Source organism: Brevibacterium mcbrellneri ATCC 49030, assembly GCF_000178455.1.
GTDB lineage: Bacteria > Actinomycetota > Actinomycetes > Actinomycetales > Brevibacteriaceae > Brevibacterium > Brevibacterium mcbrellneri.
In genome coordinates this window covers 60,301-72,732 of record NZ_ADNU01000023.1, presented here as the reverse complement: position 1 = coordinate 72,732, position 12,432 = coordinate 60,301, and the positions used below count along the sequence as shown (strand labels likewise).

Genomic DNA, 12,432 nt, shown 5'->3' with positions numbered 1-12,432 from the left:
AACAATACCCGGGCCGGAACAGTTCCGGACCGGGTATCGCTATGGAATTACTTCGTAGGCGCGTTCGGGGTTTCGACCTTGATCTTGCCGTCAATAATGTCCTGCTTCAGGTTTTCAACCTTTGACTTGAGTTCATCATCGATCTTGCTTTCGAAGTCGTGGTACGGAGCAAGTCCCACACCTTCGTTTTCAAGCGTTCCGACGTATGGTTCAGACGAAAACTTGTCGTCCTTGGACTCAACGGTGGTGTCGTACACAGCGTTTGCAATCTGCTTCACAACCGAGGTCAGAACACGGTCCTTGTAGTCAGGGATTGCTTCGTAACCGTCAGCGTCAACCCAGATGAGGCGTGCTTTGTCGTCCTTAGCGACTGCCGCAGCGGCACCCAGTCCAACCGGACCAGCAACCGGCATGACGATGTCTGCACCCTGTGACAGGAACTGTTCTGTCAGGGCCTGACCCTGCGACTGGTTGTCGAAGTCACCAGAGAATGAGCCCTTCTGAGCTTCTTTGTCCCAACCCAGGAGCTTGACGTCTTTGCCGTTGTCTTCGTTGTACTTCTTCACACCGTCAGCAAAGCCGTCCATGAAGATAGAAACCGAAGGAATCTGCATTCCTCCGAAGGTCGCTACCTTTCCAGTTTCCGTGGTACCAGCTGCCAGGTAGCCTGCGAGGAATGCGGCTTCTGCGGTGTTGAAGAGGAGTGGCTTGCCGTTCTCAACTTCAACGGGGGTTCCATCTGCTTCTGCGAAGGTCGAGTCGATCAGCGCGTAGTGAACATCCTTGTTCTGCTTTGCAGAGTCGGTGAGAACACCAGCCAGGTTGAAACCAACACCGTAGATGAGGTTGCATCCCTGCTGCACCATGTTGTCAACGTTCTGGACGTAGTCGGAGTCATCCTTGGACTCTGCTTCACCCTTCTGCAAACCGAACTCGTTAACAGCACGATCGAAACCGTCCTTGGAAGACTCATTGAAGGAACGGTCGTCCCAACCACCGGCATCAGAAACGATGCACGACTTGAAATCTGAGGCCTGCTTGTCGCCCCCGCCTTCTTCGGGAGCCTGGCCACACGCAGAAACTGCTAGTGCGGTGATAACTGAAATGGCGGTAACGGGAGCAAGAAACTTACGCTTCACCTTTTCTCCTAAACTTTTGGGCACACTGAAACCTTCGCCCCGTCAGGGCTACCAGCGGGGGCCACGTGCCACATTGGCGCAACTGGCAAACTTTACAACAGTTCCAATAATAGCGGATTCACTGAAAAGACACACCATGTTCACATGTCCTTTAAATTGAGACAGATATACCTTCTGATCAGGCATTGCATATGATTGCCGTATGTTGCCTGATTCCCTTAATGAACTTTTTGCCATAACGGGGTCCGACGATTTCCCTTCACCAGGCATCAACGATGATGAACTCGCCGGGCTTACCCATGCTCTCGTTCGCCAGAGCACGATTCTGCGCCTCGTTGGCGCCCGTTTCGCGCGTGAAATCGATCTGAACCAAGCGGACTTTTATGTGCTCATGTCAGTGATGACCGCAAGCGATAAAGACATCACTGTCACGCCGGGGTACATTTCGGAGCACTTGTCGCTTTCTGCGTCGACTTTGACGTCGATCCTTGAGCGCCTGGCTGAACGCGAACTGATTGTGCGTGACCGCGATGCCGCTGACAAACGCCGCATCGTTTTGTACTACACGGAAAAAGCTGCGCACTTAGCCGTTGACTTTTACCGCCGGGTGGGTCGCGCTCTCGAACCCATTACAGAGTCCCACCGCAATGAGGTCAGTCAAATGACGGATCACCTCAACCTGGTCGCGAAAACCCTCTGCAAAAGCATTTAGAAAAGGCCGTACATAAATGTGCTTCGGGTGGACCCACTCCCCCGAGGCACTTCTCTATTCCAATTGCTCCGACAGTTCGAGCCACTGCAGTTCCAGCTCGTCCTTCTCTTCGAGCAGCTCATTGCGTGACGCAGACAGCTCAGCCAGCCCCTCAAAATCAGATTGGTCGTGCTCTGCGATCGTGCTGTCCAACCGAGCAACTTCGCTGTCGATCCGCTCAAGTTTGCGCGTCACGGCCTGCACCTCTTTAGTGATTCGCCGGTGTTCAGCAGGGCTCAACCCGCTTGCGTCCTCAGTGGGCGCTTCCTGCTTTTGCGCGTGCCGAGGTGCTGCCCCCTCCCGCTGCTGCAGGGCAAAGTACTCATCGACTCCGCCGGGCAGGTGGCGTATGTGCCCGCCGAGTACCGCGTACTGGTAGTCAGTGACGCGTTCCGTGAAGTAGCGGTCGTGCGAAATGACGATGAGCGTGCCCGGCCACTGATCGAGCAGATCTTCCATGGCAGCGAGCATGTCGGTGTCCATGTCGTTCGTGGGCTCGTCAAGAATCAGAACGTTGGGCTCATCCATGAGGACGATGAACAGCTGAAGCCTGCGCTTCTGACCACCTGAAAGGTCCTTCACCCGCGACTTGAGAACGCCTCCCAAGCCCAGCTTCTCAAGGAGCTGACTGGGCGTCAGTTCCCCTTGCACGGTCTGCCAGTAGTCACGGGAGGACTGGCCGCGGTCGTAGGGTTCACGGTGATCCCAGTACCGCTGTCAGAAGACAGATACAGGCATATCGGCACGGTGAGCGAGTTCTGCCTTCGCCGTATCGAGGAACAGTTTCGCGAGCACTTGCGCGTAGTCGATGAGCAGCGTCGACATAGTAGGTGTCCTCTCCGTGGATGTCAGTGTCTGAGGCGACCGAGCGCGGGACACCTCATCCCGGGGGGCACCGGGTCGACAGGGGTCGCGAAGACCGCCCCGCTACTGATGAAGAAGACTCCGACACCGGCGACGCCACGAGGCCCTGTCCTGAATTTTAGTACCATTCGCTCAAGGTACGTGCCAGGATGATCACATGCAACGATCAAATCGCCAGAAATTGATCATTGAGACGGTAAACTCCGGCCCGCGCTCCATTGACGCACTCGCGGAAATGACAGGAGCAAGTTCCGTGAGCATCCGGCGAGACCGCGTCGAACTTGCCGACCAAGGCGCCATCCGCCGCATCCGTGGATGCGCCGCCCCGATGCCTCACCGTGGAGCCGACTACGCCTTCGCTCTACAGCAAGCCTCAGACATCGACCTCAAGCAGGCACTGGCCATGGCCACCGCCGAGCTCATCGAGCCAGGAGAGAGTGTCTTCATCGACAACGGCACCACCGCACTCGCAATCGCCAAAGAGCTATCAGGCAAGGGCCAGTCCGGGATGGCCGCTTCTCTCCACTCCGCATCAACGCTCGCGAGAAAGCCGGGTAATCAGGTCGTCGTCCCCGGCGGGCTCATCGACCACGATGATCAGGCCTTCGCCTCGGCCCAGCGAGTTCTCCTGGCCTCAACAGCCGACAAGTTCAACCACACGGCCGCCCTCCGCTCCGCCTTCATCGCCGACCTCGGCACCATCATCACGACGCAAAGCACCCCCGGGGTCACCGCAGAGGCACACATTGCTGGCGTCACAGTCATCGAGGCCGAGGAGTCGTCCGTCAACGGGAAACGTCCACGGGTTCCCCTGTATAGCATCGGCCCGAGCCACTGGCGAGGCTTAAGGCCGAGGCGTGTTCATGAGAATCGACTCAATTATCTGGACTCCGACCGAGTGCTCGCCATTAGTCAATCACGACATCCGACAGGAGAACTCTCAAAGCGTCGCCACAGAATCTGATATGAGCAGCATAAAACAAGAAGGGATGCACCATGGAAGACTTCACAACCGCACAGATTGTCATTGGCGGACTGCTCCTCTTCGCCCAACTACTCGCAGGTATAGTAGAGCTGGCCACAGTCGGCACAATTCGCCCTCCCGAGGACAAGACATTCACTTACATTCGACTGGCAGCCAATCAGTACCAGACGGTCGCTCTACCCGCCCTAGGTGCACTAATTTCAGGCTCGTTAGTTAGCATCTCGGCTTCAGTCTTCTACGAAGTATTGAGTGGAGCCACGCTCTTCCGGCACCTGGTCGCTGGCATCGCTGCCTTTCTCGCCGCAGAGGCCGCACTGGTCGTGATTCTTCGTTTGGTCATGAACAGAGTCGGCGATCCTTCGGAACTGGTTGATAATCCATTCGCCATACGAGCAGCAGCAAAGGAATATTCTGACGACCCCAGACAGGGGTGTCTCAACCCAGACTTCTTGACTGAACGCTTGGACGAGTGGGAGAGTAGCATGCCTCGCCACTCATTGAATATAGCGAAAGAAGTTGACGCATCGCGAGTCACGAAAAGTCTCGACACGGCTGCAGATGTCAATGGTATGTGGCGATGGATCGGCACATCTCTCGCGGTCTACAAGTCGGCATTGATCAAGTTCCCCATGCGGTTCGGGTGGCCACTGCTTGGTGCCTTCTTCTTTCTCACGGGAAGCAGTTGGTACGGACTCGTGTACGCAAACGTTGAAATCAAACATTGGTGGTACCTAATCATAGTCATGGTGATAGACCTCGCTATCGCAGTTATGCCCACTCTGATTTATTGTGTAGCGCGCGGTAACCGCGCCCGCCTGTGGCATCGGATTAACCGTAAAGCAGTTAAGGACGCCCGAACAGCATTGGCTTGCGCACAGAATTCTAAGGCTTCCATTGAGGAAGAGGACGCCGTTCTAAGACGAGTTTTAGAGCGTTCCGACACATTCCTCGCTCACCATCAGTACGCCAGTAAAACGTCAGGCTCAATCATACTCCAGCTCGGGAGGCTACAAATCACCATTAACCCCAAATAGCTCGAGTAGATTGAACTATTGAGAGGTTGCAGATGAAGCGACGATGCCGTTAACGCAGTCCATTAGTGTGTGACGGCAACCGACCTGACATCGCCTGTTGCAGCTGACTAGGTCAAGGGTTCTCTCATTCACGCGCGAAGGACACCATCGGCCGTCTAGTTCGGCCTGAAGGCAAGGAGCAAGAAGGTAGATGTGGTATCGTCACCTTTCTCCACTCCACAGTAGCGTTCGCGAGCAAGCCGGGTAATCAGGTCGTCGTCCCCGGCGAGCTCACCGCCGCAGGATGGTGCGATGCACAGGTGAAGCGTGTGGCCCTACCGTATGCCGTCGCGTTGCTGAGTACCGACGGGTAAAGAGTGGCATTTCGCTAGATCGCAAGGTGCAAAGAACTGGGAATGCGACCGAGAGCAACGTGGAGGTAGTACGATAGCGTCGCCATCGTCGAATTCGGCGGTAGCCCACATAGACCAGTCGGAATGCACATCGATGAGGAGCTTTTGTCACCCACCTAACCGAGCGGGTGGCGACCCATAGAACTCATGATCGAGCACAGTGTAATCCATATATATCAAGTCGACGATGATCTCCTACCTATGTATGAACACGAGCATTCGTTATGTGTTCCGCGGTCGGGGCGTTTAACCGGCAGTGCGCTGGTCCGCTGTACTTGAGACGTTGACGCCACCTCCGAACTCGAGTTCGATTGTGTAGTCGGCCCACTCCCTTTGACGCGCATCGTGGGAAACCATGACGACAGTGATGTCTTCTGGCAGTTGATAAAGCGCGTCCATTACCATCGCGTAGGTTTCTGCGTCCAAGCTTGAGGTCGGTTCGTCTAGGAGGAGTAGATCGGGCCGCCTCAAGAGCGCTCGCGCAAGTGCAACTCTCTGACGCTCGCCCCCTGACAAATTTTCGCCTGAATCGTTGATCCGCGTGTCGAGGGATTGCGCGTCAGGGAACTTCTCTCGAAGTCCCACAGTGTGAAGAACTCCTAACACCTGATCATCTGAGACTGCAGGCGTTGTGTACGCAACGGCGTCACGAACCGAACCGTACATTACGGGCGCGGACTGCTCGAGGAGGGCCATGTGGTCACGTAACGCCGAGACCGTGTGCGCTGACATCTGCTCCCCAAAGACCCGGACCGAGCCAGCACTCGGTACATAGAGGCCAGAGATCAGGTTGAGTATGGTCGACTTTCCTACTCCCGACGGCCCGATCAACAGGCAGCGCGATCCTCGTGGGATCGACAGGTCTAGCGATGATATCGCCGGAGCATCAGGCGAGTATCGAAAGGAAACGTCGTCGAACTCAATAGCCGGTGATGTCGTTTTCGCCACCACGTGCGGCCGGATATCGTCCCTCCGTGCGCGCTCAGACGGAAGGCTTTGAACCTCCTCCAGCCTGGTTAGAGATGCTCGTGCCGTCATGACCGCGGAGTACCCCTTCATAAGATTGGCGAGGGGCAGAACCATTGAGGTGGAGTAAAGGAGGACGGAGACGAGGCCCGCAAGTGAGAGGTGTCCACTCGCGACTTGTGCGCCTCCGATGACGACGCCAGCGATGAGTGATCCCGTCGCAGCTAACTGGGCGGCTGGTGTGATGATTGCACCGAGCGCCGCCTGACGCTTTGCCGCAGTGAATACCGACTCGATAGAGCTGTTGAGATGCTCCCGCTCGTGCGTCTCAGCGTTCGTTACCTTGACAGTTCGCAGTGATTGCAAGGTTCCTTCAAGGTCCGCTGTCAGCAACGCTAAGGCCTGTTGCCGACGGGTTGCTACGCATTCGAGCTGGGAGAGGACCAAGAAAGCTCCCACTCCTGCCACCAGGAAAACGCAGACGATAGTCACAAGCAATATGGGGCTGATCAAGTATATGAAGATAACGGCTCCAAGGAGAGTCGTTGCCCCGAGGATCACGCCGATGTAACCATGGGCGACGAATTCCTGAGCGGCCGTGGTGTCGTTCACTAGGCGCGATACGAAGTCTCCTCTTCTAAAGCGAGAGACAGCGTCCATACTCGCATGAAGGACTCTCCTTACTCCGTCGGATCTGAGTGCTCTGGATGAAGATTCTCCCGCGACTTCCAGCGCATACTGTCCACCGGCCTGGGTGGCCACCTGCACAAAGAAAATTCCGACCAGCACGAGGACGTATCCCCAAACACTGACCTGTCTCTCAACTGCGGATATCACCTGGCCAGCTATAAGAGGTTGAAGAAGTGTAACGCCTGATCCAGCGAGGGTCAGCAGTCCGCCGACGACCACCCGCCCCTTTTGATGACGAACGAGGTTCAACCTCTGGGCGGGCCTGGCTGCCCGTTTAAGCCTTGGAGTCAACGGGGCGCTCCTTCCGTGGGGACCGGCGCGGTCAGTTGTTGCCGAACCCATGCAATCGGCAGCCAACTCCTCGTCTGGTCTCTGGGCGCGGTATGCCCTCCGTCCTTGAGATCCAAGATGACATCCATGTCGCCTGCGATGTCGGAGTACGCTTCAGCCCACTCAATAACTGACGAGAGAGGTGCCTTGCGATCAGACACTCCAGCGGTGATCCACACCTTGGGACGCCCAGACCGATGCACCGCCTCTTCTGCCTTCATCAGCGCGGAAAGCACTGGATGACCGATGATCGTTGAATCTCCGAACTCGTCCCAGTCGATGGGTGCAGACACGCCACCAGGACAGTGTGAGAGGACCTCAGGAGCTAAGAATGGGTGGTTTAGATACACCGCCGCGATGAGATCTGGATGTTCCACGGCCGCACTAGCCGCTACTAGCGCGCCCGCGCTGGACGCACTTGCTCCGATCCGGGTCGGCTCGCAGAGTCCTTGGCTTCGTAGATGCTCGAGGATCGCGACGAAATCGTCGAGACTATTTTGCTTTTTTTCGCCTTTGCCGGCCTTGTGCCATGAGGGCCCGTATTCTCCTCCGCCGCGCACATGACAGAAGGCCACAGTGACGCCCGAGGTCAGTAGCGCCGCGAGCTGAGGGTCAAAAGCGCCTTCGTTGGGAAGGCCATATGCCCCATACACGAGAGCCAGCACAGGGCAAGAGTGAAGTTCCCGCGCCCGAATTTGTTGGAAGAAAAGGGTCGCACCCACGGCAGCGGGCCTGCCAGGTATGTCTCGAACCTCAAGGGCAGATACCCCGGGCAAACCGGCAAGAGGGCGCCTCCACGCGCCTCCGTCGGAACCTTTGGCAAGTTCCGGAGGATGAATGGGGGAAGAAACGATAAACTCTGGGCAACCGTCGCGGACTTCAATGAGTCGGATGATGCCGCTCGGAGGTGCCGTCCAGACACTATCGCTACCGAGCTGTGGGATCCAAACGGCGGCACGACCATCAACCCGGCCTGCTGCCCAGAGCACGCCGCCACGGGAATTTAGGTCGGTCGGAAGGAAGCCCGGAGGCAGCGGCGTGCTTGCGTCTGTCCATTGCGTACCATCCATTGCCCATCGGAGAAGTAGCCTGCGAGTTGAATCGATGGTCCATACAGATCCGTCACATGCGGTAATACAGTCATCTGGATCTAGCCTGCAGTGGAATCTCTTAACGGTCTCGCGTGAACGAATGTCAATGACGAAGTGTTCGGTCCCATCCGGCCCGTGGCCGGCGACTACAAGCAACTCCGGGTCCACGGCTTGAAGTGACAGCCACCGATCGGGCTCAGTCATCTCAATGAGTGTGGACCGGTGCCCCTGTTCATCGCACATGACAAGTCGTACCGGGTGCCGCGCTGTATTGCGCTCCAGCCACGCGATATTCGAGCCGAGCTGAGTCACGACTCGACCCGAGCTAGAGCTCTGGGTGAGGGTCTTAGCTGATTCTCCGGAAATATCAAATATGTACAATTCGAAGTCGTCACCATTGACTGCTTGCTGGACTGCGGCTACAAGGGTGTTCTCTGTGCTCACCACAAGGCCGGTTATTCGATGTACGCTCACATCCGGCAACACAATCTCACGTGTAGAGCCCTCGTCAGCGATCCGCAAAAGTAAGCGTCCACCAACAACAGCAGGTGATACCTTCGGCTTTTTAGAAGCCGCGTCGCCTCGGTCGTCAGGCCGGACCGATTGCGACGTTATTTCGAAAGCCTTCAACTCTTCTACAAGCGGGCTGAGAACAGGCTGAAGCTCGCGCGCATCGACGCAGAAACTAGGAATCTCGATTCTGCTCACAGGACTCCTTCATTTTACGATCTGTACTGATGGTGCTGAAAACCGTGTTCTAAGACCCAGTGCAAATCGTCGTGCGACAGTTAGGGTGGCGACTGCAAGGGCAGCCTTACAGTCGCCACCCAACCAGTTGGGTCAGCAGTTGCTGTAGGTGAAAGCGCTCGGCAGACCGGGGCACGGTCCGTTGAAGCTCAACGTGCTCACCCGAGCGAAGTCCTCACGCTCACCATCGGTGGACATGGTCTGAAAGTTCAGAATCTGCTCCATCATGACTAATACACCTCCTCTCGTTCATTCGCGTCGTTTCCGCCCCCGGGGAGGAACGGAACCCCTGACCAGTCGCCTCGTAGTGCGGAAAGCGCCGCGACTACTCCCAACGACCCGGTCAGGAAGTCACATGAAAGCTTGAGGCCTTGGTTGCCCCTGACGAAGGCAGAGCCATCCCTTGGTACAAGGAAGAGCCGCAACGTATCTGGGGCCTTCTTTAGTGCCATGGCTGCATCAGGCGACAGTGAGGCCTTGGCCCGATTCAGCACTGTCGCAAACCCTGCCAACCCGTATCCGTACGTGCCTTGCGCACATTGGTAGTACGTGCACGCGCGTATTAATTTGCGGTACTCGTCTTCGTAAAGATCCGTACCAGTTGCAGCTCTAAGCTCGTGAATCGCCAGGGCGATACCACACGATCCCGTACCCAGGTACGGAAGTGTCCGCCATCCTTCGTCGTACTCGACGGTTCCGTTCTGCGTCAGCGAGCACCGGCGCAATTCGCGATCAATGGCCTCTTTAGCCAGGTCTACAAGTTCACCCTCTTGATCTGACCTCTTGTAGAGCTCAGACCAGAAAATAGCCGCGCCGGACCATCCATACAGGAGACCTGCTGACTCCGTGGTGTAGCCCATCACGCAACATCCGCCTGAGGCCTGCAGAGGCTCTGAGAGCCTTGTCAGTTTCGTTCGACGACAGGGCATTGAGCCCTAATCCGGCCCAACCCGACCAATACGTGGGGTCGACGGGGTCCGCGACAGATAACGATGAAACCTCCAAGGCGAGCTCGCGCATTCCGGCCTGCCGGAGGCCGTAGTCGAGGCCATCCCGTCCCCGGAATCCTGGTGTGCTCACGTGCGAAAGGTTCTTCTCGATCCACGGGACGGAGAGCTCGACATACCTCTGGTCTAACGGACGCCCGGCTTTCGCTGTGACGGCGAGAGCTCCCGCGATCCCGTACGGGTATGAGAGTGCCGCCTCCACGCCTCCCCGGCCGAAGAGTTCAATGTCTCCTGGCAACGCTGGGCTGTCATCGGTAAACCTAATGTGTCTTTCAACGCCTGACACCAGGAGATTCAGAACCGTGTCCAGCGGTGCAGCCTGCAACGTCTGTTGCTCCCCTCCGTCATCGTCGGTAGGAAGCTTTTGGGAGATCGAATGACTCACGCTCGCTGGGAGCGACAACTCCTGATCTGCTTCGTCAAGGAGCCTGTATAAAAGCCCCTCATTGCCCTGATCTGCTGTCGTAGCCTGAGGGAGGACCATGTCCAACTGCGTGATTCCCAGTGACCACAGGTCGGCGTCGCTCCCCGATAAACCCTTACGGGGTCCATACCCAGGTGCGACTTGACCTATGCGCCAGTCAGGGTCCACCGGATGTGCGAATTCGAAATCGATAAAGACCGGTCGTGTGCCTCCCTCCAGAACAATGTTCTTCGGGTGAATGTCGCCTAGAAGCCATCCTGCCTCGTGAAAAGCTTGGACTGCTTTGTCGGTCTCCTGCACCACACCTGTGAGCCATGTATTGAAAGCTGCATCTTCTAGCTTCCACGGAGCGGGCTTAAGTACTGGTGTTCGAAGCATCGTTTCACGTTTTAGGCTTGAGCCGTCTACGTAATCCATTACCAGGTACAAGTTGTCCCATGCCTTGAAAAGCGCGTATGTACGAGGCACATATGACGTATGTGCAAGTTCACAAAGTACGCGGTGTTCATGCCGGAGGCGTGCGACCGCGTCCTTGCCTTCTGTATCGAGCGCAGCAAAGGGCCTTGCCTCCTTCAGGACTACACGCGTTCCTTCTGGCACATACTCAGAGGAGTTTGCTTCGGCAACGTAGACGCCACCTCCGGCGGAAAAGTGTAGGGCAGTCTTCATGTCGAAGGGGAACTGCGCATCAATGGCGGCGTTCTGTTTCCTCTCCTTGACAAATGCTGGCTCTTCAACCCATGAGGGCAGGGTAAAAATTGGTCGCCGTACGTCTTCCACTACGTTGCCTTGTGGGTCGATCAGCGTGCTCTCGAACTGAGTAGGCTGCTCGGGTGGCAAGAAAGCACCGTAGCGGTAGAAGACGGGGCCCGATCCCCATTTCCGATCAGAAAGGATGTAGGGTCCCTCCTCTGCTCCAATGCAGTCTTCGAGACCCAGCAACGTATCTTCGAACTGATCGATATCGCACGGATAGATCGTCACGAATTTTCCGGCAGAACCGCGGTTTGTGTATTTGCCGTTCAAGGCAAGATAATCAGCGTGCGTCGAGAGATATTTGAAGGAAATCTCGCGGTCAACGCAGAATGTTGCTACGGTCTCGAGAACATGCTCTCTGTTGGCCAGTGTGGCAGAAACGTGCACTTTCCAGCCCTGGCGCGGCAGGTCGACGTTCCGAGGCTTGGCGTGAGTCCAAGGTTGACCGTTGATGATCTCCCATGAACTGGGAATCACCACGTTCGAGTCCAAGCGCGCTGACGGTGCGTTATCAATCGGAGTGTAAAATGCGAACTCCGGGTGGCAATACGGCACATATCTCAGATCGATTGGCACGAGATGACCTCCTCGTCGTTTATGGCTCCGCTGTGAATTCCCTGTTGTTGCAAGCTCACCACGCGTGCAGTAGCTAGACCAGGAGATGGCTGGAACTGTCATCGCGAAATGACAGTCTGAAGCGGGATTGACCCAATGGGAACCCAGTGCCTCCGCCCCAACCCGCGTTCGTCTAGCTACCGTCGTCTGTCCCGCCAAGAGAGTGAACGGCGAGGGCGCGGCCCCATGTCGACGATGGCCCTTGTCTGCTTGCTGGCCCATCAGGCACGATGATGAACGATTGATGACACGGTGTAGCGTCCACGGCTGTTTGTGACCAGCACGCCTGTGAGCGCGTCGATATTGAGCGCAGATACTTGAAGTCGTTGCGGGCGTTTCAGCAGGGCACGAATGCACTGAAATGATTCGGATCTCTCCCGATAGGAGAGCAGGGTCGGTTAGCGCAGGTTGTCGTGCGCCACCTGGCTCAGCTCGGTGCCGGTCGTCTCGCACCATCCCACGTGTTGAAGATACGGGGCATGCCGGGGAATGGGGCTTCCATCTCGAAGCGTAGCGAGTATGCGCCAAGCGCAAGAGGAGTGTCATTAGCCCTTTTCCAGATGGCCACTGGGCGAGCCCCTCCTAGTGGTCTCATGACCGAGATCGGTAGGCGCCGGTGTGATTATGGCTGAGGCCGGTCT

The 12,432-nt window shown here is 56.7% G+C and carries 10 protein-coding genes; 3 read left to right on the top strand and 7 right to left on the bottom strand.

Annotation, left to right across the window (positions count from 1 at the left end):
- Positions 1 to 47 precede the first annotated feature (47 nt).
- Positions 48 to 1,139, bottom strand: a complete 1,092-nt coding sequence (locus HMPREF0183_RS04375; RefSeq protein WP_040348021.1) for a BMP family lipoprotein — start codon at positions 1,137 to 1,139, stop codon at positions 48 to 50.
- 202 nt (positions 1,140 to 1,341) lie between these two features.
- On the opposite strand from HMPREF0183_RS04375, the gene HMPREF0183_RS04370 reads away from it, so the two are divergent.
- A complete protein-coding gene (locus HMPREF0183_RS04370) occupies positions 1,342 to 1,851 on the top strand; it encodes a MarR family winged helix-turn-helix transcriptional regulator (RefSeq protein WP_005883198.1) in 510 nt (169 codons plus the stop codon).
- Between the two features lie 54 nt (positions 1,852 to 1,905).
- On the opposite strand, the gene HMPREF0183_RS04365 is transcribed toward HMPREF0183_RS04370, so the two are convergent.
- Entirely contained in the window at positions 1,906 to 2,541 is a 636-nt protein-coding gene (locus HMPREF0183_RS04365) for an ATP-binding cassette domain-containing protein (RefSeq protein WP_005883196.1), read from the bottom strand.
- A gap of 370 nt (positions 2,542 to 2,911) precedes the next feature.
- Between HMPREF0183_RS04365 and HMPREF0183_RS12055 the strand changes: the two genes are divergently transcribed.
- The gene (locus tag HMPREF0183_RS12055; protein WP_005883194.1) at positions 2,912 to 3,718 is read left to right on the top strand and encodes a DeoR/GlpR family DNA-binding transcription regulator; all 807 of its coding nucleotides are present in this window, start codon (positions 2,912 to 2,914) and stop codon (positions 3,716 to 3,718) included.
- 32 nt (positions 3,719 to 3,750) lie between these two features.
- Positions 3,751 to 4,773: a hypothetical protein gene (locus HMPREF0183_RS04355; RefSeq protein WP_005883192.1), complete on the top strand. Its 1,023-nt coding sequence runs from the start codon at positions 3,751 to 3,753 to the stop codon at positions 4,771 to 4,773.
- 638 nt (positions 4,774 to 5,411) lie between these two features.
- Here the strand turns inward: HMPREF0183_RS04355 and HMPREF0183_RS04350 are convergent.
- The 5 genes from HMPREF0183_RS04350 to HMPREF0183_RS04335 all read right to left on the bottom strand — a co-directional run bounded on the left by HMPREF0183_RS04350 (position 5,412) and on the right by HMPREF0183_RS04335 (position 11,752).
- Positions 5,412 to 7,112, bottom strand: a complete 1,701-nt coding sequence (locus tag HMPREF0183_RS04350; protein ID WP_005883190.1) for an ABC transporter ATP-binding protein — start codon at positions 7,110 to 7,112, stop codon at positions 5,412 to 5,414.
- The gene (locus tag HMPREF0183_RS04345) at positions 7,109 to 8,950 is read right to left on the bottom strand and encodes a prolyl oligopeptidase family serine peptidase (protein WP_005883189.1); all 1,842 of its coding nucleotides are present in this window, start codon (positions 8,948 to 8,950) and stop codon (positions 7,109 to 7,111) included. The genes HMPREF0183_RS04350 and HMPREF0183_RS04345 overlap by 4 nt, the downstream gene beginning before the upstream one ends.
- Positions 8,951 to 9,082: 132 nt before the next feature.
- Positions 9,083 to 9,217 carry a hypothetical protein gene (locus HMPREF0183_RS13380; RefSeq protein ID WP_005883187.1) on the bottom strand — a complete coding sequence of 45 codons (135 nt, stop codon included), beginning with the start codon at positions 9,215 to 9,217 and terminating at the stop codon, positions 9,083 to 9,085.
- Between the two features lie 2 nt (positions 9,218 to 9,219).
- Positions 9,220 to 9,849 (bottom strand): lanthionine synthetase C family protein, encoded by a 630-nt coding sequence (locus HMPREF0183_RS04340; RefSeq protein ID WP_005883185.1) that lies wholly within the window; start codon positions 9,847 to 9,849, stop codon positions 9,220 to 9,222.
- Positions 9,782 to 11,752, bottom strand: a complete 1,971-nt coding sequence (locus tag HMPREF0183_RS04335; protein WP_040348018.1) for a class III lanthionine synthetase LanKC N-terminal domain-containing protein — start codon at positions 11,750 to 11,752, stop codon at positions 9,782 to 9,784. The genes HMPREF0183_RS04340 and HMPREF0183_RS04335 overlap by 68 nt, the downstream gene beginning before the upstream one ends.
- Positions 11,753 to 12,432 lie beyond the last annotated feature (680 nt).